The sequence below is a fragment of the Microbacterium sp. NPDC089696 genome (assembly GCF_044749125.1).
Classification (GTDB): Bacteria; Actinomycetota; Actinomycetes; order Actinomycetales; family Microbacteriaceae; genus Microbacterium.
Genome location: NZ_JBIVHF010000002.1, coordinates 1092621 through 1117664 on the forward strand (window position 1 = coordinate 1092621; position 25044 = coordinate 1117664).

At 71.1% G+C, this 25044-nt stretch carries 22 protein-coding genes and 1 riboswitch; of the genes, 8 read left to right on the plus strand and 14 right to left on the minus strand.

What is annotated here, in order from left to right:
• Window positions 1–50: 50 nt before the first annotated feature.
• Window positions 51–1658: a DUF4407 domain-containing protein gene (locus tag ACIPY8_RS15630; RefSeq protein ID WP_400820010.1), complete on the minus strand. Its 1608-nt coding sequence runs from the start codon at window positions 1656–1658 to the stop codon at window positions 51–53.
• A 75-nt stretch (window positions 1659–1733) separates the two neighbouring features.
• Window positions 1734–2312 (minus strand): TetR/AcrR family transcriptional regulator, encoded by a 579-nt coding sequence (locus tag ACIPY8_RS15635; protein ID WP_400820012.1) that lies wholly within the window; start codon window positions 2310–2312, stop codon window positions 1734–1736.
• A gap of 55 nt (window positions 2313–2367) precedes the next feature.
• Here ACIPY8_RS15635 and ACIPY8_RS15640 point away from each other — a divergent pair, with 55 nt between their 5' ends.
• The gene (locus ACIPY8_RS15640) at window positions 2368–3012 is read left to right on the plus strand and encodes an NAD(P)H-dependent oxidoreductase (RefSeq protein ID WP_400820014.1); all 645 of its coding nucleotides are present in this window, start codon (window positions 2368–2370) and stop codon (window positions 3010–3012) included.
• On the opposite strand, the gene rlmN is transcribed toward ACIPY8_RS15640, so the two are convergent.
• Window positions 2961–4247 carry a 23S rRNA (adenine(2503)-C(2))-methyltransferase RlmN gene (gene rlmN, locus ACIPY8_RS15645; RefSeq protein WP_400820016.1) on the minus strand — a complete coding sequence of 429 codons (1287 nt, stop codon included), beginning with the start codon at window positions 4245–4247 and terminating at the stop codon, window positions 2961–2963. The two genes, ACIPY8_RS15640 and rlmN, sit on opposite strands and share 52 nt — an antisense overlap.
• Window positions 4248–4312: 65 nt before the next feature.
• On the opposite strand from rlmN, the gene ACIPY8_RS15650 reads away from it, so the two are divergent.
• From ACIPY8_RS15650 to ACIPY8_RS15665, 4 genes are read left to right on the plus strand one after another with little or no spacing between them, the layout of a single operon-like run.
• On the plus strand, window positions 4313–4825 hold the full coding sequence (locus tag ACIPY8_RS15650) for a ribosomal protein L7/L12 (RefSeq protein ID WP_400820018.1): 513 nt from the start codon (window positions 4313–4315) through the stop codon (window positions 4823–4825).
• A 52-nt stretch (window positions 4826–4877) separates the two neighbouring features.
• The gene (locus ACIPY8_RS15655) at window positions 4878–5516 is read left to right on the plus strand and encodes a bifunctional 4-hydroxy-2-oxoglutarate aldolase/2-dehydro-3-deoxy-phosphogluconate aldolase (RefSeq protein WP_400820020.1); all 639 of its coding nucleotides are present in this window, start codon (window positions 4878–4880) and stop codon (window positions 5514–5516) included.
• 49 nt (window positions 5517–5565) lie between these two features.
• On the plus strand, window positions 5566–6054 hold the full coding sequence (locus ACIPY8_RS15660; protein ID WP_400820022.1) for an ankyrin repeat domain-containing protein: 489 nt from the start codon (window positions 5566–5568) through the stop codon (window positions 6052–6054).
• A gap of 7 nt (window positions 6055–6061) precedes the next feature.
• Window positions 6062–6811 carry a sulfite exporter TauE/SafE family protein gene (locus ACIPY8_RS15665; protein ID WP_400820024.1) on the plus strand — a complete coding sequence of 250 codons (750 nt, stop codon included), beginning with the start codon at window positions 6062–6064 and terminating at the stop codon, window positions 6809–6811.
• Window positions 6812–6839: 28 nt separating this feature from the next.
• Here the strand turns inward: ACIPY8_RS15665 and ACIPY8_RS15670 are convergent, their stop codons facing one another.
• Window positions 6840–7670 carry an SDR family oxidoreductase gene (locus tag ACIPY8_RS15670; RefSeq protein WP_400820027.1) on the minus strand — a complete coding sequence of 277 codons (831 nt, stop codon included), beginning with the start codon at window positions 7668–7670 and terminating at the stop codon, window positions 6840–6842.
• Window positions 7671–7699: 29 nt separating this feature from the next.
• Window positions 7700–8461 carry an SDR family NAD(P)-dependent oxidoreductase gene (locus tag ACIPY8_RS15675; RefSeq protein WP_400820029.1) on the minus strand — a complete coding sequence of 254 codons (762 nt, stop codon included), beginning with the start codon at window positions 8459–8461 and terminating at the stop codon, window positions 7700–7702.
• A gap of 152 nt (window positions 8462–8613) precedes the next feature.
• Here ACIPY8_RS15675 and ACIPY8_RS15680 point away from each other — a divergent pair, with 152 nt between their 5' ends.
• Window positions 8614–9339 (plus strand): phosphotransferase, encoded by a 726-nt coding sequence (locus ACIPY8_RS15680; protein ID WP_400820031.1) that lies wholly within the window; start codon window positions 8614–8616, stop codon window positions 9337–9339.
• Window positions 9340–9348: 9 nt separating this feature from the next.
• Here ACIPY8_RS15680 and ACIPY8_RS15685 read toward each other — a convergent pair whose 3' ends face one another.
• The 6 genes from ACIPY8_RS15685 to ACIPY8_RS15710 all read right to left on the minus strand — a co-directional run bounded on the left by ACIPY8_RS15685 (window position 9349) and on the right by ACIPY8_RS15710 (window position 15908).
• Window positions 9349–10371, minus strand: coding sequence for a Gfo/Idh/MocA family protein (locus ACIPY8_RS15685; protein WP_400820034.1), 1023 nt, complete (start codon window positions 10369–10371; stop codon window positions 9349–9351).
• A 37-nt stretch (window positions 10372–10408) separates the two neighbouring features.
• Complete coding sequence (locus ACIPY8_RS15690) at window positions 10409–11707, minus strand: hemolysin family protein (protein ID WP_400820373.1); 1299 nt, start codon at window positions 11705–11707, stop codon at window positions 10409–10411.
• A gap of 94 nt (window positions 11708–11801) precedes the next feature.
• Window positions 11802–12836, minus strand: a complete 1035-nt coding sequence (locus tag ACIPY8_RS15695; protein WP_400820037.1) for a TerC family protein — start codon at window positions 12834–12836, stop codon at window positions 11802–11804.
• Between the two features lie 164 nt (window positions 12837–13000).
• Window positions 13001–13798, minus strand: a complete 798-nt coding sequence (locus ACIPY8_RS15700) for an energy-coupling factor transporter transmembrane component T family protein (RefSeq protein ID WP_400820039.1) — start codon at window positions 13796–13798, stop codon at window positions 13001–13003.
• The gene (locus ACIPY8_RS15705) at window positions 13795–15255 is read right to left on the minus strand and encodes an ABC transporter ATP-binding protein (protein WP_400820041.1); all 1461 of its coding nucleotides are present in this window, start codon (window positions 15253–15255) and stop codon (window positions 13795–13797) included. Before ACIPY8_RS15705 ends, ACIPY8_RS15700 begins: the two co-directional genes overlap by 4 nt.
• Window positions 15252–15908, minus strand: a complete 657-nt coding sequence (locus ACIPY8_RS15710) for an ECF transporter S component (protein WP_400820043.1) — start codon at window positions 15906–15908, stop codon at window positions 15252–15254. Before ACIPY8_RS15710 ends, ACIPY8_RS15705 begins: the two co-directional genes overlap by 4 nt.
• Window positions 15902–16011: riboswitch (TPP riboswitch) on the minus strand. It overlaps the preceding gene by 7 nt.
• A gap of 81 nt (window positions 16012–16092) precedes the next feature.
• Here ACIPY8_RS15710 and ACIPY8_RS15715 point away from each other — a divergent pair.
• Window positions 16093–17589 (plus strand): D-alanyl-D-alanine carboxypeptidase family protein, encoded by a 1497-nt coding sequence (locus ACIPY8_RS15715; protein ID WP_400820046.1) that lies wholly within the window; start codon window positions 16093–16095, stop codon window positions 17587–17589.
• A 112-nt stretch (window positions 17590–17701) separates the two neighbouring features.
• Here ACIPY8_RS15715 and ACIPY8_RS15720 read toward each other — a convergent pair whose 3' ends face one another.
• The 3 genes from ACIPY8_RS15720 to ACIPY8_RS15730 all read right to left on the minus strand — a co-directional run bounded on the left by ACIPY8_RS15720 (window position 17702) and on the right by ACIPY8_RS15730 (window position 22934).
• Entirely contained in the window at window positions 17702–19933 is a 2232-nt protein-coding gene (locus ACIPY8_RS15720) for an ABC transporter ATP-binding protein (RefSeq protein ID WP_400820048.1), read from the minus strand.
• Window positions 19930–21657 carry an ABC transporter ATP-binding protein gene (locus ACIPY8_RS15725; RefSeq protein WP_400820050.1) on the minus strand — a complete coding sequence of 576 codons (1728 nt, stop codon included), beginning with the start codon at window positions 21655–21657 and terminating at the stop codon, window positions 19930–19932. Before ACIPY8_RS15725 ends, ACIPY8_RS15720 begins: the two co-directional genes overlap by 4 nt.
• A gap of 215 nt (window positions 21658–21872) precedes the next feature.
• Window positions 21873–22934: an enoyl-CoA hydratase/isomerase family protein gene (locus ACIPY8_RS15730; protein ID WP_400820052.1), complete on the minus strand. Its 1062-nt coding sequence runs from the start codon at window positions 22932–22934 to the stop codon at window positions 21873–21875.
• Between the two features lie 121 nt (window positions 22935–23055).
• Here ACIPY8_RS15730 and ACIPY8_RS15735 point away from each other — a divergent pair, with 121 nt between their 5' ends.
• Window positions 23056–25041 carry an ATP-binding cassette domain-containing protein gene (locus tag ACIPY8_RS15735; protein ID WP_400820055.1) on the plus strand — a complete coding sequence of 662 codons (1986 nt, stop codon included), beginning with the start codon at window positions 23056–23058 and terminating at the stop codon, window positions 25039–25041.
• Window positions 25042–25044: the final 3 nt, after the last annotated feature.

Here is a 25044-nt window from a genome sequence, read left to right on the forward strand (position 1 = left end):
ACTGCGACTGGAGCAGAGCGCGCCCTGCCGCGCGCCCCTGCCTCCACGCGTCAGGCCTGCGTCTGCAGCAGCCGCTCCTGATCCTCCAGCGTCTGCGCCTGTGCGCGCTGCTCGGAGCGCTCGCGCTCCTGCTCGGCCTGGCGGTCCTGCTCGCGCCTCTCGGCACGGGTCTGCGGCACCGCGGCATCCGTCTCCGCCTGGATGCCGCTCGACTGCTCGTTCACGATCGACGCTCGGTCACGGAACCCCTCGGCCGTGACCTTGTCGAGCGCGACCTGCTTGCGGATCGCGACGGCCTTCTCGTACAGCGAGGGGTCGCCGTACGACGTGAGCACCTTCACGAGCACGGGCAGCAGCTCGATCATGAAGAACAGCGCCGCGATGAGGATGTGGGCCCAGAGGATCGTGGGCTCCTTCTCGCTCAGCCGGTTCAGTCCGCTGATCTGGCTGAGCAGACCGATCGCCCCCGCGTTGCCGGAGGCCACCGACTCGGCGCGGGCGTTGTACGCGGCGAGCGCGGTGTCGTAGGAGTCGCGGGCTGCGGGCAGCTGCGACTTCGCCTCCTCGCGGTTCTGCGTCTCGGAGGCGGTGGTGTTCTCCTTGGCCGAGGTGCCGGCGGCGGCGAGCTCCTCGTTGGCGGTGCGCAGCTGCGCCGCGAGCGCGTCGTAGGTCTGCTGCGCCTCCGCGAGCTGGGCCTTCGCGGCATCCGAGCTCGCGCCCTCGCCGTTGACGCCCGTGCAGCCGGGAACGGTCCCCGCGCCCTCGCCCGTGAGCTCGCACTGGTACAGCACCCGCGCCTGGTCGATCACGCCCTGCTGCGCGGTCATCTTGGCGGTGACGTCGTCCACGGTCGCCTGCGCGGCGGACTCGCTCGCGGACGACGAGTCCGTCCCTGCGACGATTCCGGTCGCGGCCTGGTTCTCGAGCTCGGCGACACGATCGGACGCCGCATCCAGCGCCTTCTTCTCGGGGCCGGTCTCGAGCGCGTCCTGGTCGGACTGCGCCTGCGTGATGTTGGTCGAGGCGACCTCGCGGGCGATGTCGTTGTGGAAGATCTGCAGCACGAGCGGCTCGGCGACGACGAACCCGATGATCGCGGCCATGACGATACGCGGGATCGCGAGTCCGACGAGGCGCCACACGTTGCGGGTCGACGTCATGGTCGACGTGAGGAACCGGTCGAGGTTGAAGATGATGAGCGCCCACACGATCGCGAGGGGCACGGCCAGCCAGATCGCGGCCTGCACTCCGGTCGTGAGCGCGAAGAGCATGGAGATCGCCGACACGAGGGCGGTCCCCGCGAGCACGAAGAACATCTGCACGAACCGCGGGGTCTCACCGGGGACGCGGTCGAGGATCTCACCCTCCGCGCCGCCGAGGATCGCGAGCGTCCGCAGACGGGATCCCGGCGTGCGCGGCTTCTTCTCGCGCGGCTGCCGGCGGGGCTTCGGCTCGCGCGCGGGACGGGATGCCGCGGCATCCGCCTCGTCCGCCGTCACGGCCTGGTCGTCGATCGGCGCGGTCGACTGCGTGTCGGCGCCGCTCGGCTCGTAGGCGCGGAGGAAGTCCAGATCGTCCGTGTCAGCGTTCGGGTCGCCGTCGAGGAGGATCCGGCCCTGCGAATCGAACCGTCCGGGACGGTGAGCGGAATAGGGCATCCCGACAATCTACGAAAGTCCGCCTGTGGAAAACGTGGACGGGACCTGTGTCTCCGCCGCGAGATCGCGTGGCGGTCAGGCCGGGAGCATGCGGCGCAGCGTGTGCTCGTACCCGGCGAGCGCGGCGTCGAGGGGGAAGTGCCCCGCCGCGCACAGCGTGCCGAGACCGTGCACGAGACCCCAGATGCCGACGACGTCCTCGGCGGCGTCGAATCCGGCGGAGGCCGCGGCGCGTGACAGCTGCCCCTCGAGTTCGGCGATGAGCGGCGCCATGGTGTCGCTCGGCTCACCGGGGATGCACACGGTCGGGTCGTAGATCACGTCGAACCCGTGGGGGTTCTCGACGGCGTAGCGGATGTACGCCGCGCCGCCGTCGATCGCCGCCGAGGTCGGGTCGGGTGCGTCAGCGATCGCGAGGCGCACCGCCTCGACGAGGTCGGCCATGCTCCGCTCGGCGAGTACCTTCAGCAGCCCGCGGCGGTCGGAGAAGTGGTGGTAGGGCGCGTTGTGGCTCACGTCGGCCGCGCGAGCCACCTCACGGAGGCTGATGTCCTGCGCCGGCCGCTCGACGAGGAGCTGCATCGCCGCCGCTTCGAGGGCGTGGGCGAGGTCGCCGTGGTGATAACCCGATCGAGAACTTGACACGAGCAACATTGTTCCTTATCTTGACAGTGTCCATCACATTGACAGTGTCAACATTGGAGCAGCCATGACCACCGCCCTCATCCTCGACGGCCACCCCGACGCCCGTTCGCTGACCGCCGAGCTCGCCCGACGGTATGCCGCCGCGCACGGCGATGCCCGTGTCCTCGCGGTGCGCGACCTCGCCTTCGACCCCTCGCTGCGTTTCGGCTACCGCGAACGCATGGAGCTGGAACCCGACCTCGCCGACGCCAAGAGGACGCTCCGCGAGGCGTCGTCCGTGACCGTCGCCACCCCGCTCTGGTGGGGCTCCGTCCCCGCCGTGCTCAAGGGCTTCTTCGATCGCGCGCTGCTGCCCCAGCAGGAGTACCGCTACACGAGGCTCGGCCTCCCCGAGGGTCTGCTCCCCGCACGGCGCGGCCGGCTGCTCCTGCTCGCCGACACCCCGTGGTACGCGGTGCCGTTCACGGGGCTGCCGGCGCAGACGCAGGTTGCCCGCAACACTCTGCGTCTCTGCGGCGTCCGCTCGGTCCGCACGCACCGGATGCTCGGCGTCAAGACCGCGGGTCCGGAGCGCATCGCGTCCTGGATCGCTCGCGCCGAGGAGCTGGGCCGTCGCGACGGCATCCGCGATGCGTCGCGGTCGCGCTCCGACTCCGCTCAGGCCATCGCGGCGGCGGCGGCCTCGTCCTCGGTCGTCGCGACGAGCTGACCGCAGGCGCCGTCGATCTCCTTGCCGCGGGTGTCGCGGAGGGTCGTCGGGATGCCGGCGTCGTTCAGGCGTCGCACGAACTCGTTCTGCACCGAGGGCTCGGACGAGGTCCAGATCGACCCGGGCGTCGGGTTCAGCGGGATGGGGTTCACGTGCACCCATCCGCGGCCGCGCTGGTTGAGCTTCTCGGCGAGGAGGTCGGCGCGCCACGCGTGGTCGTTCATGTCCTTGATGAGCGCGTACTCGATCGAGACCCGACGACCCGTCTTGGCGTAGTAGTCGTAGGCGGCGTCGAGCGCCTCGTCGACCTTCCAGCGGGAGTTCACCGGGATGAGCTCGTCGCGCAGGTGATCGTCGGGCGCGTGCAGCGACAGCGCGAAGGTCACCGGGATGTTCTCGTCGGCGAGCTTCTTGATCGCGGGCACGAGGCCCACGGTCGAGACGGTGATGCCGCGGGCGCTCATGCCGAGTCCGTCGGGCTGCGGGGCGACCATGATGCGCACGGCGTCCATGACCCGCTTGTAGTTCGCGAGCGGCTCCCCCATGCCCATGAAGACGATGTTCGACACGCGCTCCATCGAGTGGTCGTCGGCCTTCTTGCCGCCCAGGCCGCCGTCCGCGATGAGGCGGTTCGCTCGTACGATCTGCTCGACGATCTCGGCGGTCGACATGTTGCGCGTGAGTCCTGCCTGGCCGGTCGCGCAGAACGGGCAGTTCATGCCGCACCCGGCCTGCGACGACACGCACAGCGTGATGCGGCCCGGGTAGCGCATGAGCACGGACTCGACGAGCGCGCCGTCGTGCAGCCGCCACAGGAACTTGATCGTGTCGCCGCGGTCGGTCTCGAGGCGCCGCACCTCGGTCATGAGCGGCGGGAGCATGCCGGCGACGAGCTCGTCGCGGATGCCGGCGGGGAGGTCGGTCATCTCGGCGGCGTCGGACGTATAGTGCCGGAAGTAGTGGGTCGAGAGCTGCTTGGCCCGGAACCCCGGGAGGCCCAGTTCCTTGACCTTGTCGACGCGCTCGGCAGGCGTGAGGTCGGCGAGGTGCACGGGCGGCTTGCCGCGCTTGGGGCTCGCGAACTGCAGCAGCGGTCGCCCCTCGGCGTCCTTCTGCTGGGTCCACCCCTCGGTCGCCGGACGCACCTGGGTGCCGCCGGTGGCGCGGATCGTGGTCCCCGGGCGGGCGGACGCGGTCGCGGGGCGCGTCTCGCGCGTGCGGGGCTTCTCGGTCATGCCTCCAGGGTACCGGCGGACGGGTGGGAGACGGCTGGATCGACGCCGCTCCCTAGACTGACGGCATGGATCCCCTGCTCCTCGTCGTCGCGGCCGCGTTCGTCCTCGTGATCGCAGCGCTCGTCATCCGCAGCGCGGTCCGGTCGATGCGCCCCACGGTGCCGGAGCAGCCGCGCACGAGCGCATCGACCGCGACCGCCTTCGTCACGGCGCCGGCCGTGCTGCCCGCCGAGGTCACGGCCCGGATCGATCGCCTCGTGGAGGCCGATCAGAGGATCCAGGCGATCAAGGTCTACCGCGACCACACCGGCGTCGGCCTCCGCGAGGCGAAGGAGCGCATCGACCAGTGGGCGGTCAGCACGACCGGCACCCCGACCCCGGGCGCGCCGTCCCCCTCCGTCGAGACGCCGTCGGCGGTGCGCGCCGCTCTTCCCGCCGACGTCGCCGCCGAGATCGACCGGCTCGTCGCGCGGGAGCAGAAGATCAGCGCGATCAAGGTGCTCCGCGAGCACGCCGGGCTCGGTCTCAAGGAGTCGAAGGATCTGATCGAGGCCTGGCCCACGACACACAGCTTGTAACTACAGGTTGGCGTGCAGGAGAATGGACGCAGCCCCCACCGAAGGAGACCCGATGTCCGACCGTCTCGACCGCGCCCGCTCCACCGGCGTCCTCGCCGTCCTTCGCGCCCCGTCCCCCGAGCTCGCGCTCGAGGCGTCCGAGGCGATCATCCGCGGCGGGGTGACCGGCATCGAGGTCACGTTCTCGACCCCCGACGCCCCGGCCGTCATCCGCGAGCTCATCGCACGCCACGGCGACGCCGCCTACATCGGAGCCGGCACCGTCACCACCGTGGAGCAGGCGACCGACGCGGCTGACGCGGGCGCGGAGTTCCTCGTGAGCCCCGGCACGCTGCCCGCGCTCACGCGGGCGATGCTCGACACCGGACGCGTGGTGATGACCGGCGCCATGACGCCGACCGAGGTCATGGGTGCGCTCGAGCTCGGCGTCGACGTCGTGAAGATCTTCCCCGCCTCGCTCGGCGGCCCCTCGTACCTCGGAGCTCTCCGCGGCCCGTTCCCGTCCGCTCCGCTGATGCCCACGGGCGGCGTGACGCCCGACAACCTGGCCGACTGGTTCCGTGCCGGCGCCGTCGCGGTCGGCGCAGGCGGCGACCTCGCGAACGGCGCGTCCATCGCGGGCGGCGATTGGGCGGACATCGAGCAGCGCTCCGCGCGCTTCGCCGCCGCGCTCACCGCCGCGCGGGGCTGATCACCGCGTCCTCGCGCACGCGGTCGGCGCGGGTTGGGAGACCGGGAGCATGAGATCCGCACGGATGCTGCTGCTCGGCACCCTCGCGACGGCACTCACCCTGGGGATGACGGCCTGCGCCCCGGCATCCGATCCGCCCGTTCCCGAGGCGTCCTCCATGTCCGACGCCACCCCTGACCTGCTCGTCGCCGCGACCACCGGAGACGCCGATGCCGTGCGTGCGGCGCTCGATGCCGGGGCCGACATCGAGGCCCGTGGTGATGGCGGCATGACCGCGCTCGTCATGGCGACCAAGGCCGACCACGTCGAGGCCGCGCGCACGCTGATCGAGGCCGGTGCCGACGTGAACGCGAAGGACGACATCCAGGACTCGGCGTACCTGTACGCCGGCGCCCGCGGGCACGACGAGATCCTGCGGCTGACGCTCGACCACGGCGCCGACCTCGCGAGCACGAACCGCGACGGCGACGGCGTGCTTCCGCACGACCTCGCGACCGCGCGCGGCTACGACGCGATCGCCGCGCTCCTGGAAGGCTGAGTGCACGGTGATCGATCTCGAACCCTGGGCCTGGGCCGCGCTCGGACTCGCCGCCGTCACGATCGGCATCTCCAAGACGGCTCTCCCCGGTGGCAACATCCTCGCGATCGCCCTGTTCGCCGCCGTGCTCCCCGCGCGCACGTCGACCGCCGCGATGCTCCTGCTGCTCATGGTCGGCGACGTGTTCGCGCTGCTCGCGTACCGCCGACACGCGCACTGGCCGACCCTCCTCCGGCTCGCGCCGGCCGTGGTGGCGGGGCTGGTGGTCGGCTTCGCGTTCCTCGCGATCGCCGGCGACGGGATCGTGCGTCGCGCGATCGGGGTGATCCTGCTGCTCATGATCGCCGTGACCCTGTGGCGGCGTCGGCGGCAGAACCGCGCGGAAACCGTGGAGACGCCGCGCGGCGGCATCCTCCTGGCCGGCACCTACGGCACGCTCGGCGGCTTCACGACCATGGTCGCGAACGCGGGCGGCCCCGTCATGTCGATGTACTTCCTGGCGACGCGCACTCCCGTGCAGGTGTTCCTCGGCACGTCGGCGTGGTTCTTCGCAATCATCAACCTCGTCAAGGTGCCGTTCCTCGCGGGCCTCGGCCTCTTCCACGGACCCGTCCTGCTCATGGATGCCGTGCTCGCGCCGCTCGTCGTGATCGGCGCGCTGATCGGCATCGCCGTCGCGAAGCGTCTGGACCAGCGCCTGTTCGACCGCATCGTGATCGTCCTGACCGTCGCCGGCGCGATCTACCTGCTGTTCTGACGCGGGTCGCTGCTCAGGCTCGAACCGCTCAGTCGAGGAAGATGTCGGGGAAGAGCCGGTCGTCGGGCGTGCCGGGGATGGCCGCGTAGCCCGAGAGATCGGTCACGCCGTCGGCTTCGAGCACGTCCTCCACGATGAGCGTCTGGCCGGTGTAGCCGGCCGCGGGCGTGGTGAGCACGGAGTACGCGGCGTCCGCGTAGATGTCGGCCGTACGGCTCGCGGCCATGACCTTGTCGCCGCCGAGCAGGTTCTGCACCGCGGCGGTCGCGATCGTGGTGCGCGGCCACAGCGTGTTGGCGGCGATCCCGTCGCGCGCGAACTCCGCCGCGAGGCCGAGCGTGACCATGGTCATCCCGAACTTCGCGAGCGTGTACCCGGTGTGCGCGCCCAGCCACTTCGGTGTCGGGTTCAGGGGCGGCGACAGCGACAGGATGTGCGGGTTCTCGGCATCCCGGAGCATGGGGATCGCCGCTCGCGACAGCATGAAGGTCCCGCGCACGTTGACGTCCTGCATGAGGTCGTACTTCTTGGCGCCGAGGTCGAGCGACCGGGAGAGGTCGATCACACTGGCGTTGTTGACGACGATGTCGATGCCGCCGAACTCGCCCTGCGTCTTGAGCACGGCCTCGGTGATGTCGTCGTCGTCGCGCACGTCTCCGACGATCGGCAGCGCCCGTCCGCCCGCCGCACGGATCTGCTCGGCGGCGGTGTGGACCGTGCCCTCGAGCTTGGGGTGCGGGGTGTCGGTCTTGGCGAGCATGGCGATGTTCGCGCCGTCGGCCGCGGCGCGCAGCGCGATCGCGAGGCCGATGCCGCGGCTGCCGCCCGACATGAGAATGGTCTTTCCGGCCAGGGACATGGGATCTCCAGAGGGTGCGGGGGCTGAGGTCACTTCGGCGCCATGCGGATCGCGCCGTCGAGGCGGATGGTCTCGCCGTTGAGGTAGTCGTTCGCGACGATCTGCTGCACGAGCGCGGCATACTCGTCGGGGCGCCCGAGGCGCGAGGGGAACGGCACCTGGGTGCCGAGCGAGTCCTGCGCCTCCTGCGGCAGCCCCATGAGCATGGGGGTCTCCATGATCCCGGGGGCGATCGTGCAGACACGGATGCCATGCCGGGCGAGCTCGCGGGCGACCGGGAGGGTCATGGCGTGCACACCGCCCTTCGACGCCGAGTAGGCGGGCTGGCCGATCTGACCGTCGAACGCGGCCACGCTCGCGGTGTTCACGATGACGCCGCGGCCGCCGCCGTCGACGGGGTCGTTCGTGCTGATCACGGCCGCCGCCTGGGACAGCACGTTGAACGTGCCGACGAGGTTGATCCGCACGATGCGCTCGAAGTCGGCCAGCACGGCGGGGTGGCCCTCGCGGTCGAGGACCTTGGCCGGTGGGGCGATGCCGGCGCAGTTCACGACGATCCGGAGCGGAGCGGACGCCTGCGCGGCGGCGACGGCCGCGGCGGCGTCCTCAGGACTCGTGACGTCGCCGGGAGCGAACGTGCCGCCGAGCTCCTGGGCGATGTCGGCCCCCGCAGAGGACGGGAGGTCGAGGATCGTGACGACGGCGCCGGCGGCGGTGAGCGCACGGGCGGTCGCGAGGCCGAGCCCGGAGGCGCCCCCGGTGACGAGAGCGCTCGAACCCTGGATCTGCATGCGGTTCTCCTTCGAACGTGTGCGACTGGGTCTCAGCCTAACTGATTCCCGGTTCCACCCCGCAGCGAGATCGTCGCTGCGGAGGATCGGTCCGAGCCTAGGACACCGGCGCGCTGCGCGCCCGGGTCTCCGCACGCGGGCAGGATGGAGGCATGAGCATCCCGGGAGAGGACGTCGGCGTCCCCGCGGTCGTGCACGCCCTCGCCGGCGGCGCACGACTCACGCCCGTCTGGCGCAACGGCATCGGCGGCCTGACCTTCCGCGCCGACGACGACCGCTACATCAAGTGGGGTCCGCATGACGCCGAGGCCACCATGCGCGACGAGGCCGAGCGGATGCGGTGGGCTCGTCGCTGGACGCTCGTGCCCGAGGTGCTCGACCAGGGCGAGGATGCCGCGCAGGAGTGGCTCGTGACGGCGGCGCTCGCGGGGCGCAGCGCGGTGGACCCGCGGTGGATCGCCGAGCCCGCCACGGCCGTGCGCGCGGTCGGCGTCGCCCTGCGCCGCCTGCACGACGCCCTCCCCGTCGCCGAGTGCCCGTGGACGTGGGATCCGGCCACCCGCATCGCGAACGCCGCCGTCCGCGGCATCGCGGTCCCGATCGAGCTGCGCACACCCCCGCCCGTCGATCGGCTGGTCGTGTGCCACGGCGACGCCTGCGTGCCCAACACGCTGCTCGACGACGACGGTCGCCCGCTCGCGCACGTCGATCTCGCGGCGCTGGGCGTCGCCGATCGGTGGGCCGACATCGCCGTCGCCTCGATGAGCACCGCATGGAACTACGGCCCCGGGTGGGAGGAACCGCTCATCGAGGCCTACGGCGTCGAGCCCGACCCCGTGCGCCTCGACTACTACCGGCGGCTCTGGAACGCGACCTGACCGGATGCCTCAGAACACGTAGCCGAGGTCCGCGCGGGCGGTGTCGAGGGTGCGCATGGCGGCGATCGAGGCGTCGAGAGGATGCTCCGGCGCCTCCGTCCGTCCGTCCGCGATGTGCTGCGCGACGGCCACGGCCTGCCAGCAGAGCGCGTGGCGCCACTGCAGCCCGGAAGGGTCCTCGTACTCGAGCGTGCGACCGTCCGATGCCGCGAGCGTGAAGCCGCCGGGCGCCAGGAAGTGGCCGCACACGATCCGCCCCTCGCTGCCGGCGATCACGCCGGTGTTGTCGAGCGTGGCGAGCGCGCCCGAGACGCTCACGCCCTGCGCGCTCGGGTAGGCCAGAGAGATCACGGCCTGCGTGTCGACGCCGGTCACCCCGAGCGAACCGACGGCGCTCACCGCCGTCGGCGTCCCCAGCGCGAACTGCGTCCACCACACCGAGTAGGCGCCGAGGTCGAGCAGGCTCCCACCGCCGAGCTGCGGATCCCAGATGCGTTGCACATCCTGCGGGAACCGTGATCCCAGAGTCGCGGATGCGTAGGTCACGTCACCGAGGGCTCCGTCGGCGAGCAGCCGCGCGATCACCGTCGACTTCGGTTGGAAGCGCGTCCACATCGCCTCCATCGCGAAGACACCGGCGGCGCGCGCCGCCACCGCGATCTCCCCGGCCTGCGCCCCATCCATGGCGATCGGCTTCTCGATGAGCACGTGCTTGCCGGCCGCGATGGCGGCGAGCGCGTGGTCCCGGTGGAGGTTGTTCGGGGTCGCGATGTACACGATGTCGACGCCCGGGTCCGCGAGGAGAGCCTCGTATGACGTGTGGCTGCGGTCGACGCCGTGCTCCGCCGCGAACCGCGCCGAGCGCTCGGCCGACCGCGAGCCGACGGCGACGACGCGCTGATCGGTGTGGTCGTGCAGCGAGGCCGTGAAGTCCGACGCGATCCCCCCGGGGCCGAGGACGCCCCAGCGGAGGACGGGACCTCCCCGGAGCGGACCGGCGGTGGACTCGGGAAGGGTCTGGCTCGCGGTCACGCCGCTCACCCTACACGCGCCGCCCGCATGCCCCCGGTCAGGCGGTGACCGCCTCCACCGCATCCGCGTCGTCGTCGTGCACCGTCACCCGGATCTCCGAGATGCGGCGGCGGTCGATGCCCGTGACGCGGATCGTCGCCCCGGGCACCTCGACCGTGTCGCCGACCACCGCGAGGCGGCCGAGCATCTCCGTCACGAAGCCCGCGACCGTGTCGGAGGCCCCGCGGGGCAGCGCGATGCCGGTGATCTCGGCGAAGTCCTGCAGGTTGAGGCGCCCGTCCAGCGGGCCGCCGGCCGCCGGCATCCGCTCCTCGGTGTCGTACTCGTCGAAGATCTCGCCGACGACCTCCTCGACGAGGTCTTCGAGAGTGACGATGCCGTCGGTGCCGCCGTACTCGTCGACCACGACCGCGATCTGATGCCCCGCCGCCCGCATGCGGGTCAGTGTGGGCAGCACCCGAGCGGTCGACGGGAGGTACTCGACCGGACGCGTGAGCGTCTCGACGGTCCGTGTGGCGTCGGTCGATGCCGCCTCGAACAGGTCGCGCACATGCACGAAACCGACGATGTCGTCGATCGAGGTGTCGACCACGGGGTAGCGCGAGAACGGCAGCTCGGTGACCTGCACGATCGCCTCCGCCAGCGGTGCGGCGGCATCGAGCGCCACGACCTCGGGACGAGGGCGCATGACCTCGCTCACCTGGCGGTCGCGCAGTGACAGGACGTCGTCGAGGATGCGGCGCTCGTCGTCGGGGAGGCTCTGATGCGTCGCGACGATGTCGCGCAGCTCCTCCTCGCTGAGCTCGTCGGCGGTCTTGTGCGGGTCGCCGCCGAGCAGGCGCACGAGCGCGTTCGTCGACACCGAGAGCAGCCAGATGACCGGTCGCATGATCGTCGCGAAGCCGTCGAGCACCGGGGCGACGGCGTACGCGAACTGCGCATTGCGCTGGATCGCGAGGCGCTTGGGCACGAGCTCGCCGAGCACGAGGGACAGGTAGGCGATGAGGAGCGTGAGGATGACGGTCGCGAGCGTGAACGACAGCTGCTCGTCGAGGCCCCACGACTGCAGCAGCGGGGCCACGGACGGTGCGATCGAGGTGGCGCCGTAGGCGGCCGAGGCGAATCCGGCCACCGTCACGCCGATCTGCACGGCCGAGAGGAACGTGTTCGGGTTACGCGCGAGTCCCGCGACCTTGGCTCCGCGACGGCCGCGCGCGGCGATCGCGTTGATCTGGCTCTCGCGCAGCGTCACGAGGGCCATCTCCGTCGCGGCGAACACGCCGCCGACCAGCACGAAGACGAGCACGAGTGCGATGTTCCACAGCAGGTCGGCCATCATCGGGTCACCACCTGCGGTGAGAGGGTGCCCGAGGTCGGTCGGGCACCGGGTCTGTCAGGGTCTGCGGACGCGTCTGCGCGGCGCGACTGGTTCACGAGTGATCCTTCTCCGTATCGGTCGTGAGGGCGGGGGTGTGCGGGGCGGGCTCGAGCGCCGCGCGGCGCTCGTCGGCCCGGGACTTCATCAGGCTCGCGACGGTCGCGACGGCGATCGTGAGGCCGATGAACACGAGCGAGAACCAGATCGGGATCTCGGGGGCCCAGAGCATCGGCTCACCGCCGTTGATGAACGGCAGCTCGTTGACGTGCATGGCGTGGAGCACGAGCTTCACGCCGATGAAGGCGAGGATGACCGCGAGGCCCTGCGCGAGGTAGACGAGCTTCTGCAGCAGACCGCCGATGAGGAAGTACAGCTGGCGCAGACCCATGAGCGCGAAGGCGTTCGCGGTGAAGACGATGTACGCCTCCTCCGTGAGGCCGTAGATCGCGGGGATCGAGTCGACCGCGAAGATCAGGTCGACGAAGCCGATCGCGATGATCACGAGGAACATCGGGGTGACGAAGCGACGTCCGTCCTTCTTGACGGTCAGGCGGTCACCGTCGTACTGGTCGCTGACGGGGAGGATGCGACGCACGAAGCGCATGAAGCGTCCGTCGGCGGGGTTGTGGTCGCCGTCGGAGAACGCCTGGCGGTAGGCGAGCACGAGCAGCAGCGCGCCGAACAGGTAGAAGATCCATGAGAAGTTCTCGATGAGCGTCGCGCCGACCGCGATGAACGCGCCGCGCATGATGAGCGCGATCACGATGCCGATCATCAGCACCTTCTGCTGATACTTCCGAGGTACGGCGAAGCCCGTCATCACGATGAGGAACACGAAGAGGTTGTCGATCGACAGGGCCTTCTCGGTGAGGTAGCCGGCGAAGTACTCACCGCCGTACGTCCACCCGGACACCGCGCCGATGCCGACGCCGAACAGGAGCGCGAGGCCGATGTAGAACGCCGACCAGCGGGCGGACTCGCCCACCGTCGGCTCGTGGGGCGTGCGGACGTGCGCGAAGAACTCGTACACGAAGAAGGCGATCGTGACGAGGATCGTGATGATCCAGACGAGGGGGGTGATTTCCACAGGGTTCTCCAGACGAAGGCGTGACGATGTCGACGCCAAGGTCTTCTCCATCCTCACGAACGAGGACCGGGGACCCGGGATGCAGAGACATCCGTAATGACGAGCCGCCCGTGGCGGAGTACTCCCCTTGGGTTGCCCCCATCCTAACAGGCGGTCGGGCGCACTCAGACGCTCGGGCCGAGGATGAAGTTCCACGACCCGGTGAGCACCGCGACCGCGAGGGCCGTGGCCGGGATCACCGCGGCGATCAGCACGAGCGCCGTGTCACGACGATCCCAGCGCGACTCGCGTGCCCACGAGCGGGTGCCGGTGCCGCCGAACCCTCTCGCCTCCATCGCCGTCGCGAGCGAGGAGCCGCGCCGGATCGCGAGCACGAACAGGGCGAACGCCATGCCCAGCGCCCGCCGCACGCGCCCCTCATCCGCGACGCCGCGCGCGCGTCTGGCGAGCGACAGGGCCCGCCAATCGTCGACGAGCAGGCCGAGCATCCGCATGCCCGCCAGCGCCCCGACCACGAATCGCGCGGGGAGCCTCAGTCGCTGAGCGAGGCCGTCGGACAGGTCGGTCGGGTCGACCGTGACGAACAGCACCACGGCGGGCAGGCCGATCGCGAGCACGCGCACGGCCGTCGCCGCAGCCAGGGCGAGCGAGCCGTCGCTCACCCGCATGACCAGCCACTCGAAGTGCACCGTGCCGCTCGTGACGCCGTACAGCGCGATCGTGATGGCGCCGAGGGGAGCCGCGATCCACAGCACCGCCGTGCGTGTCCAGAACTCCTTCGCGCGGAGACCCGCGAGCAGGAGCAGCGGGATCTCCAGCAGCAATGCCACCGCCGCGGACACGACGTCGATCGTCAGGACGAGCGGAAGCGCGATGAGCAGCGCCGCCACGAGCTTGGCCAGAGCCGACCGCGGGGCGACGGGGCCGCGGCGCTCGACGCGCGCGGTGAGCGGGTCGATCATCGTCCCACCTCGATCCGACGGGCGTGCAGCGCCGTCAGCACGGCCTCGTCATGGCTGATCGCGACCACCGCCGTCCCGTCGTCGCGGAGCCGGGCGATGAGCCCGACGAGTTCGGCCCAGGTCACGGCATCCTGGCCGAACGTGGGTTCGTCGAGCACCAGCATCCGCGGACGGGTCGCGAGCGCTGCGGCGACCGTGAGCCGTCGCTTCTCCCCTCCGGACAGCGTGTAGGGGTTCGCCTCGGCCAGGGCGCGGAGCCGCAGCCGGTCGAGCAGGTCGTCCGTGCGCGCCGCGATCTCCGCCGGGGGGAGCCGTAACGCGCGGGGGCCGACGGCGAGCTCCTCGCGCACCGTCTTCGCGAGCAGTTGATGCTCGGGCGTCTGCAGCACGGTGCCGATGCGGGTGAGCAGCGCGCGCGAGGTCCAGCGCATCGGAGCGGGCCCGTTCCCTTCGGCGAGCGCGGGGCTCGCCTCGACGATGCCGCGCTCCGCGGGGATCAGCCCCGCCAGGGTCAGCCCCAGCGTCGACTTGCCCGCCCCGTTCGGGCCGGTGACGCCGAGCGCCTCGCCCGCCCGCACCTGGAGGTCGAACGGACCGGCGACCGCGAGCCCGCGGCGACGCGCGACCTCGAGCCTCCGGGCGTCGAGCAGCACCTCCCCGGGGGCGGACGACGGCGGGGCGGGGACGCGCGGCGGATGCCCGGGCACCCACACACCGGACGCCGCGAGCTCGGCGCCGCGCGTGCCCAGCACCTCGTCCGGGGAGCCGTCGGCACGCACCACGGTGGTGTCCCCCTCCGCCCCGAGCACGATCACGCGGGTCACCAGCGGGAGCCACACGTCGATGCGGTGCTCGATCACGACGAGCGTCGCCCCGGTGGCCTCGAGGGACGCGGCGACGGCATCCCGCACATCCCGGACCCCCTCGGGGTCGAGGTTCGCGGTCGGCTCGTCGAGCAGGATCGCGCCGGGCCGCATCGCGAGGACGCCGGCGAGCGCGAGGCGCTGCTTCTGACCACCCGACAGCGCGGCGGTCGACCGGTCGAGAGCGACGTCGAGTTCGACGGCATCCAGCGCCTGCCGCACCCGCGACCAGATCTCGTCGCGAGGGACGCCGAGGTTCTCGCACCCGAACGCGACGTCGTCACCGACCCGCGCGAGGATCGTCTGGGTGTCGGGGTCCTGCAGCACCATGCCGACCCGCCCCCGAGCCTCGGTCGGCGGTCGACCGTCGACGAGCAGCGCGCCCCGGGTCTCGCCCTCGTCGGCGCCGCCGAGCACCCCGCCGAATCCCTGCAGCAGGGTCGACTTGCCCGAGCCGGAGGCGCCGAGCAGCAGCACCCGCTCCCCCGGTTCGATGCGCAGGTCGACATCGCGCACGGCCCAGCGCCGGCGCGTCGCGTACCGCCACCCCCAGGCACGGGCCTCGAGGGCGGCGGGAGTCCCCGGCGCCGTCACACGCGTGCGGTGACCTCGCGCCCGGCGGCGAACCTGCCGAGCGCGCCGGTGGCGGCGAGTCCTCGGGCGATGAGCCAGGCGCCGAGCCCGGCGATGATCGCCCCCGAGATCGTGGTCGACACGATGTACACGGTCGTGAACAGGGTGTCGGCGCCCGCGTACCAGAGGATGCGGTCGTTGATGCCGCACGCGAGGCCGGCTCCGGCACCGGCGAGCATCGCGACCGGCAGACGCCACACGCCGTAGAGGAACAGGAGGAAGATCAACTCCGCGCCGAGGCCCTGCACGAGACCCGACACGATCGTGAGCGGGCCCCAGGCGTTGCCGACGAGGGCGGAGATGACCGCGGCGACGAGCTCGGTGTACAGCGCGGCGCCCGGCTTGCGGATGATCAGCGCACCGAGGACTCCGGCGATCAGCCAGGGACCGGCGAGCAGACCCTGGACACCGGGCAGCAGAGGCTTCAGGATGCTGCTCGGCACTTCGTACCCGACGTTCCAGAGCAGGAAGATCAGGGCGCACGCGACGGCGATGACGCTGGCGACGACGATGTCGACGACACGCCAGCGCCAGAGCTCGGGGCGACGGAGACCCTTCGCGGACGCGGTGACGGCGGCGGACTCCGTGGTGGATCCGGACGTGGACGTGCTCATTGATAGCTCCTCCCTGCGCTGGCATGACCCAGATCAGGTTCGACGGTCGAAGCGCGATTCGCTCCCTCTCAGCCCGGCTCGCCGGACTCCCGTGGTTGTGCTGACGATCCTACTCGGGTCCGACACCCGTGTCCTCCCGTCCGCGGCGACGGGATTCCGCGCAGGGATTCGGTACCGTGAGGAGGTGACCGCTCACCGATCGCCTGATGACGCCCTGGACCCGTCGCCCACGGACGCGACGTCGGTGTTGACGCGTTCCGCGACGGAGGACGCGGACGTCGACGTGGCGGACGGCCGGACCGAGCAGGAGACCCGCTGGGCGGAGGCCGGATCCGGCGCGACCGCGCTCACCTGGGTCGACCCCGTCGAGATCGCTCACCTCGCACCGACCGGCCCTCTGACGCTGGAGGCCGACCCCGAGGCTGCCAGTACCCTGCTCCGCGGCGCCCGTCTGCGTTCCCGGGCGGCCGGCCCCGGCATCCTCGTGCCGGTCGGCGCCCTGATCGGCCTCCTGGCGACGTACGCCGGGGCGACCCTGCTGTGGCCGCTCCACGAACTGCCGCCCACCGTTCAGGCGACCGAGTTCGCGCCGACCGCGGCCGCGCCGGCGGACATCATCTGGCCCGCGCAGGGAAGCGCCGCCGTCGGCATCGGCGGGCTCGGCACCACCGCGTCGTCACTCGACCCCGCCGTGATCGCGAGCGTCACCAAGGTCGTCTCGAGCCTGATGGTGCTCGACCGGATGCCGCTGGCCGTCGGGGAACAGGGGCCGGAGTTCGCCTTCACGCGCGCCGACAACCGTGCCTACTGGGAGTACCGGCGCTCCGACCAGTCGGCTCTCGATGTCCCGGTGGGGGGAACGCTCACCGAGTACCAGCTCCTGCAGGGCACGCTGATGGGCTCGGCCAACAACTACATCGACCGTCTCGCGCGGGAGATCTGGGGGTCCGAGTCGGCCTTCGCCTCGGCGGCGACGGTCTGGCTGCGCGACCGCGGGCTGGACGGCATCACGATCGCCACTCCGTCGGGATTCGACGCCCGCAACACGGCCACCCCGGAGTCCCTGATCGCCCTCGCCGAGCGCGCCATGCAGAACCCCGTCTTCGCGAGCATCGTCAGCACGCCCTCGGTGGACCTCCCCGGAGCGGGCACCGTCGTCAACACGAACGGAATGCTGGCGGATGCCGGAGTCGTCGGTGTCAAGACCGGCACGCTCGGCGACAGCTGGAACCTCCTCACGGCGAAGGACATCACGGTCGACGACACGACGGTGCGGATGTACGCGGCCGTCCTGGGTCAGATCGACGACGAGCAGCGTCTCTCCGAGACGCGTGCGCTGTTCGCCCAGGTCGAGGCGTCTCTCACGGCACAACAGCCGGCGGTCACGAAGGACGCCGTCATCGGAACGGTCACGACGTTGTGGGGCGCCACGGTCGACATCGTCGCGGATGCTGACGCCGACGTCATCCTGTGGAACGGCGCGGGCGCGCAGTCGACTCCGACCTTCGATCTCGGCGACCACCGCGACGCCGGCGACGAGGTGGGGACGCTGCTCGTCGCGGGCCCCCTCGACTCCGTCGTGACGCCGCTCGCGCTGGCGGACGACGTCGACGGACCGAGCCCGTGGTGGCGGCTCACCCACCCGCTCGAGCTCTTCGGGCTCACCGAGGCTCAGCGCTGACGCGAGGCGGCGGCACCACGCGTCGTCCTCGCCGGGGCAGCGGAGGGGAACAGCGCCCGGAGACGGAAGAGCGCCGCGCCCCGAGGGACACGGCGCTCCTTCCGGACAGCACTCAGCTCTGTGATTCGCCGTCCGGTCGTTCGACGACCCGTTGGGCGGCGGCCGCCTCGGCCGCGGGCACCTGCGCACCCACCGATGCGCCGACCTGAGCCGCGGTCGCCTCGTCGGCGTCGCCGCTGACCACGACGGGAGTCGTGCCCGTGAGGGCCTCCTCCGCGTCGATGTCGGTCGCGGCCTGCTCGAACTGCGACTGGTAGAGGCGCCAGTACGCCCCCTGCGCCGCGATGAGCTCGTCGTGCGTGCCCTTCTCGACGATGTCGCCGTGCTCCATCACCAGGATGAGGTCGGCGTCGCGGATGGTCGACAGACGGTGCGCGATCACGAACGACGTGCGTCCCTGGCGGAGCGCCGCCATGGCGTGCTGCAGGAGCAGCTCGGTACGCGTGTCGACCGCCGAGGTCGCCTCGTCGAGGATGAGGATCGACGGCTGCGCCACGAACGCCCGGGCGATCGTGATCAGCTGGCGCTCACCGGCCGAGACGTTCGACGCGTCCTCGTCGAGCACGGTGTCGTACCCGTCGGGGAGGGCGTGGACGAAGCGGTCGACGTAGGTCGCCTTGGCGGCCTCGAGCACCTCGTCGTCGGTCGCGGTGGAGCGCCCGTAGCGGATGTTCTCGCGGATCGATCCGGCGAACAGCCACGGGTCCTGCAGCACCATGCCGGTGCGCGAGCGCAGGTCGTCTCGGGTGATCTCCGCGATGTCCTGCCCGTCGAGCGTGATGCGACCTCCGCTGAGCTCGTAGAACCGCATGATGAGGTTCACGAGCGTGGTCTTGCCCGCACCGGTCGGCCCGACGATCGCGACGGTCTGCCCCGGCTCCACCCGGAACGACAGGTCGGTGATGAGGGGACGGTCCGGCGTGTACGAGAACTGCACGTTCTCGAACTCGATGACGCCCTTGCCCTCGTCGAGTTCCGGGGCGTCGACGTCATCGGGGTCCTGTTCGTCCGCGTCGAGCAGGTCGAACACGCGCTCCGCCGAGGCCGTTCCGGACTGGACGACCGCCGCCATGCCACCCAGCTCGGACAGCGGCTGCGTGAACTGCTGCGAGTACTGGATGAACGCCTGGACGTCGCCGAGACGCAGCTGGCCGCTCGCGACCAGGAGGCCGCCGAGCACCGCGATGCCCACGTAGGTGAGGCTTCCGACGAAGGTCATGCCGGGCATGATGATGCCCGACAGGAACTGCGCCTTGAAGCTCGCCTGGTAGAGCTCCTCGTTCTCGGCCTTGAACTTGTCGAGGGCGTCCTGCTCGCGACCGAACACCTTGACGAGAGCGTGACCCGAGAAGGCCTCCTCGACGCGGGCGTTGAGACGACCCACCTTGCGCCACTGCGTGCCGAACGCCTTCTGCGACCGCGGGCCGATCACGCCGAAGATGACGCCCATGAGCGGCAGCGCGACCAGGGCGACGAGCGCGAGCTGCCACGAGATCGAGAACATCAGCACGAGCACGCCGACGACCGTCAGCACGGCGGTGAGCGCACCGGACAGCGACTGCTGCATGGTCTGCGTGATGTTGTCGATGTCGTTCGTGACGCGGGAGATGAGCTCTCCGCGCTGCACCTTGTCGAAGTACGACAGGGGCAGACGGTTGATCTTCGCCTCGACCCGCTCGCGCAGACGCCACATCGTGCGGACCATGATGACGTTGATGACGTACCCCTGGATCCAGCTGAGGAACGCCGCGGCGATGTAGATCGCGAGCACGGCGATGATGATCCACCGCAGGGCGTCGAAGTCGATGCCGTCTCCGACCCGGAAGTCGCCGAGGGCTCCGACCTGGTTCGCGAAGTCGTCCTGCCCGGCGCTGCGGAGCGCGTCGACGACCTGGTCCTTCGACGTGCCGTCCGGGAACCCGGGGAATCCGTCGCTCGGCTGGCCGAGCTGGTTCGAGATGAACCCCTTGTAGACGAGGTTCGTGGCCTCGCCGAGCACCTTCGGGGCGGCGACCGTGAGCACGACGCCGATCGCGCCGAGGACCGACACGAAGATGAACCAGACGGCGTAGGGCCGGAGCAGTCCGATCATGCGGCCGAAGCTCTTGCCGAAGTTGTCGGCCTTGCCCGGTGCGACGCTGTCCCAGCCGCCGCCGTTCTGACGGGCCTGCTCGGCGAGCTCGGCCTCGTACTTCTCCTCGTCGGTCAGTTCGACCTCGACGACGGGAGCAGCGGGTGCGGCTCCACGCCGACCGCGGCGCTTCTGTGCGTTGTCGTCGCTCATGCGTCCACCCCCAGCTGCGACTCGACGATCTCTCGGTACGTGTCGCTCGTCTCCAGCAGCTCTTCGTGCGTGCCGACGCCGACCATCGTGCCGCCCTCGAGCACCACGATGCGGTCGGCATCCGTGATGGTCGAGACCCGCTGCGCGACGACGATCTTCGTCACGTGCGGCAGTTCGCGCCACAGCGCCTGCCTCAGCCGCGCGTCGGTCGTGAGGTCGAGCGCCGAGAAGGAGTCGTCGAACACGAGGATCTGCGGCTGCCGCACGATCGCGCGGGCGATCGCGAGACGCTGCCGCTGCCCGCCGGACACGTTCGTCCCGCCCTGCGCGATGCGCGACTCGAGTCCGTCGGGCATCTCCTCGACGAAGTCCCGGCCCTGCGCGATCTCGAGCGCGTGCCACAGCTCCTCGTCCGTCGCCTCCTCGCGGCCGTAGCGCAGGTTCGATGCGACGGTTCCCGTGAACAGGAACGGACGCTGCGGGACGAGCCCGATCGACGCCCACAGCGACTCGACGTCGGCCTCGCGGACATCGGCGCCGCCGACGTGGACCGCTCCGCCGGAGACGTCGAACAGTCGCGGGATGAGCGACACGAGCGTCGTCTTGCCGGCGCCCGTCGAGCCGACGATCGCGACCGTCTCCCCCGGCTGCGCGCCGAAGCTGATTCCCGTCAGCACCGGGGAGTCGGCGCCGGGGTACGTGAACTCGACGTCGTCGAAGGCGACGGCACCGGGGGTCGGGAACGTCGTCACGCCGTTCACGGGACGCTCCATGCTCGACGGCGTGTCGAGGACCTCGCCGATGCGCTCGGCCGAGACCGCGGCGCGCGGGATCATCATCGCCATGAAGCTCGCCATGATGACGCCGCCCATGATCTGGCCGATGTACTGCATGAAGGCGAAGAGCGTGCCGACCTGGACGGTGCCGTTGTTGACCTCGATGCCGCCGAACCAGATGACGGCGACGACGGTGACGTTGAGGATCAGCATGAACAGCGGGAACAGCAGGACGAACAGCGAGCCGACCTTGCGCCCCACGACCATGATGTCGGTGTTGGCCTCGCGGAACCGCTCCTCCTCGATGCGCTCGCGCACGAACGCGCGCACGACGCGCACGCCGGTGAGCTGCTCGCGCATGACGCGGTTCACGGCGTCGAGCTTGCCCTGGTAACTGCGGAACAGCGGGACCATGCGCCCGATCACGAGCGCGGCGAGGATCAGCAGCAGCGGCACGGAGACCGCGATCAGCCAGCTGAGGCCGGCGTTGGTCTGCACGGCGAAGATGATGCCGCCGATCGCGAGCAGCGGCGCCGTGACGAGCATGGTGGCGCCCATCATGGCGAGCATCTGCACCTGCTGCACGTCGTTGGTGTTGCGGGTGATCAGCGAGCCGGCACCGAACTGCGACACCTCGCGCTCCGAGAAGCCGCTGACCTTGCCGAACACGTCGGAGCGGATGTCGCGGCCGGCGCTCATGGCCGCGCGGGCCGCGAAGAAGGTCGCGATGACCGAGGCGACGATCTGGCCGAACGAGACGGCCAGCATGAAGAGACCCGTGCGCCAGATGTAGCCGGTGTCACCGAGGGCGACGCCCTTATCGATGATGTCGGCGTTGAGGCGGGGCAGGTAGAGAGTGGCGGCGGCGCTGGCGAGCTGGAACACCAGCACCGAGAGGAGCAGCCACTTATAACGGGACAGATAGCGGACGAGAATTTTTCCCAGCACAGGCGGACTTTCTAGGAAGGATGACGCGGCGGATCTCCCGGCAGGCGGACGCGGGCCGACGATCGCGCACATGCAAGAGTGCCACGAACCGGCGACATTCGTATCCCCCTCTGGGGGGACCTTCGCTCACAGCGAACCGATCCGCGCTGCGGCCGGGGGTTTCTACACCGCGGTGAAGAACCGCGGACGCCGCCCGACGGGCACCGCCGCGGTCGTCAGAACAGCGCGCGCTCCGGGACGTACCCGCGCGCGGGACCTCCGGCATCCGGCTCGAGCTCGGCGATCGTCGCGGGGCTCCAGTGGGGGTCGCGGTCCTTGTCGACGATCTGCGCGCGGATGCCCTCGACGAGGTCGGGGTGCTGTCGCACGAACCACATCACACGGCGGTACTCGCCCTCCAGCGCGGCACGGAGGCCCGGCATCGCGCGGGCCTCGCGAACCGCGTCGAGCGTCACGGCGAGCGCCGTGGGGGCGAGAACCTCGAGCAGGTCGGCCGTCGCGGCGGCATCCGGTTCGGTGCGTGCCCGCAGTCGCTCCACGATCCCGGCCACGGTGTCGGCGGCGAACGCGTCGTCGATCCATTCCTGCGCGGCCGGCAGCGCGGACGGCTCCGGCGTCTCGTCGAAGAGCAGGACGATCTCGGCCGGCCCCGTGGGATCGGCGCGGTAGGCGAGCGCCTCGCGCAGCGCATCGAGTCGATCGGACGGGACGAAGTGGTCGGCGAAGCCGAGGAGCACGGCGTCCGCTCCGTCCATGGTCGCCCCCGTGAGGCCGAAGTACTCCCCGAGGCGCCCGGGGGCCCGACCGAGCAGCCAGGTGCCCCCGACGTCGGGCGTGAAGCCGATGCGGGTCTCGGGCATCGCGAGCTTCGAACGCTCCGTGACGATGCGGATCGCGGCGTGGCCGGCGAGGCCGATGCCTCCGCCCATCGTGATGCCGTCGGCCAGGGCGACCACGGGCTTCGGGTACTCCGCGATCATGGCGTCGAGCGCATACTCGGAGCGGAAGAACTCGGTCGTCGTCTCGGCCTGGCCCGCGACGATCTGGTTGTAGAGGGCGCGCACGTCGCCGCCCGCGCACATTCCGCGTTCGCCCTCGCCGTCGATCAGGACGATCTGCACGTCGGTGTCGTCGCGCCATGCCGCGAGCGCCGCGGTGAGCGCCTGGATCATGTCGACGTCGAGCGCGTTGATCGCCTCGGGACGGTTGAGGGTGAGCCGTCCCAGTGCCCCTTCCGTGCGGACGAGGACGCGGGGCGAGGCGGTCGATGCGGTCACGCGTGCCAGGCTACCCCGTCGTCCGGGGCTTGCCTCTGCACACGATCGTGCGGTAAATGCGCGATCCGGCGGCTTTTCCGGCAGGATAGACGGAACCGCCCATTGCAACGAGAGGTCGCGGATGCCCGACGGACAGGTGCTCGAGTTCACGCGCGTGACGAAGCGCTTCAATGACGTGACGGCGGTCTCCGACCTCTCCGCACGTGTCGAGCCGGGAGTCGTCACAGCTTTCCTCGGCCCCAACGGCGCGGGGAAGACCACCTCTCTGCGCATCCTCCTCGGACAGGTGCGCGCCACGAGCGGCACCGCCACGATCGGCGGCGTCGCGTATCCCGAGCTGCGCCACCCGCTGCGCACGATCGGCGCCGTGCTCGAGGAGACGGTCTATCGCCCTCGCCGCAGCGCCTCGCGGCATCTGACCATCGCGGCCAAGGCCAACGGCATCCCCCTGTCCCGCGTCGACGAGGTCCTGTCGCTCGTGGGTCTCGAGCATGAGGCGGAAGGACGCGTCGGCAGCTTCTCGCTCGGGATGCGCCAGCGCCTGAGCGTCGCGCACGCGCTTCTCGGCGATCCCGGCGCCCTGGTCTTCGACGAGCCCGCGAACGGACTCGACCCCGAGGGCATCCGGTGGATGCGGCTCCTCATGCGTCGCCTCGCCGACGAGGGCCGCACGGTTCTCGTCTCGTCCCACGTGCTCAGCGAGATCGAGCAGGTCGCCGATCACGTGCTGGTGCTCTCGAAGGGACAGCTGGTGCTGTCGAGCGGCATCGAGACGCTCGCCGATCCCTCGGGCGGATCCGTGGTCGTCGACTCCGCCGATCGCGTCGGACTGCGCACCGCGCTCGCGTCGGCGGGCTTCGAGGTCGAGGTGCTGCGTTCCGGCCTCCGTGTCCGCGGCGGCGACGCCCAGACGGTCGGCGCGATCGCCGCGTCGGCGGGCGTCGCACTCAGCACTCTCGTGCAGCGCGGCCCCACGCTCGAGGACGTCTTCATCGACCTGGTCCGCGGCGGGACTCTCGGCGCGCGCGGCGCGGCGGCCCCCGCCTCGGAGCACGTCGTCCCGCAGGAGCCGGCTCCCGCGCCCGTCGAGGTGGAGGCGGATGCCGACGCCGTCGAGGCGGATGCCGGTGCCGTCGAAGCGGATGCCGGTGCTGTCGTCGTGCCGCCGATCGATGCCGCAGTGCCCGGCGCGCCCGCGAGCGTCGAGGGCGCGATCGCCGTCGACGCCCCGGAGACGGAGACCCCGGTCGAGGCGGACGCTCCGGAGCCGACCGACGCCGAACCCGCACACGAGCTCGCCGTGGACGCGGAGGCGGAGCCTGCCGTCGACGTCGACCGGTCCGACGAGGACGCGACCGAGCACGCCGTGGACGCGGAGGCGGAGCCTGCCGCCGACGTCGACCGGTCCGACGAGGACGCGACCGAGCACGACTCGACCGAGCACGACTCGACCGAGCACGACGATGCGTCGGATGCCGAGGACGCTAACGCCGACGCTCCGGCACCCTCGTTCGACGACATCCTGTTCGGAACGGGCAGCGCCCCCGATGGCGAGAACCCCGACGAGACCGCGGACGCTCCCGCGGCGGACGGGTCGGTCGCCGACGCCTCCGGTGTCGAGGTCTTCGACGACCTCGGCGCGCAGGACGGCGACGACGGTCAGGCGGGCGAGCCCGACGAGTCGGACCCCCGCTCGGCCGCGGTGTCGACGATGCTCGCGGCCGCGGCACGCGCGTACTACGACGACGAACCCGCGGACTACCCGCTCGGCGACGCGGAGACGTCAGCCGCGACCCCGGGTGAGGACGCCGCCGGGTCCGACGACGCCGATCCCGCACGCGAAGGCGACGGGTCGGGCGACGAAGCGCAGTGGTCCGTCGCGAGCACCGGGGTCATCGACCAGGTCCCCGCCTGGGCGCCGGCCGCCGATCCGAGCGCAGACGGCCATCAGGCCGAGACCGACGAGCACGAGCAGAGCGACGAGCACGAGCAGAGCGAGACCGGCGAGCGCGAGCAGAACAACGAGCACGAGCAGAGCGAGACCGGCGAGCGCGAGCAGAGCGACGAGCACGAGCAGGGCCGGGACGACGAGGGCCGACAGGACTGACGC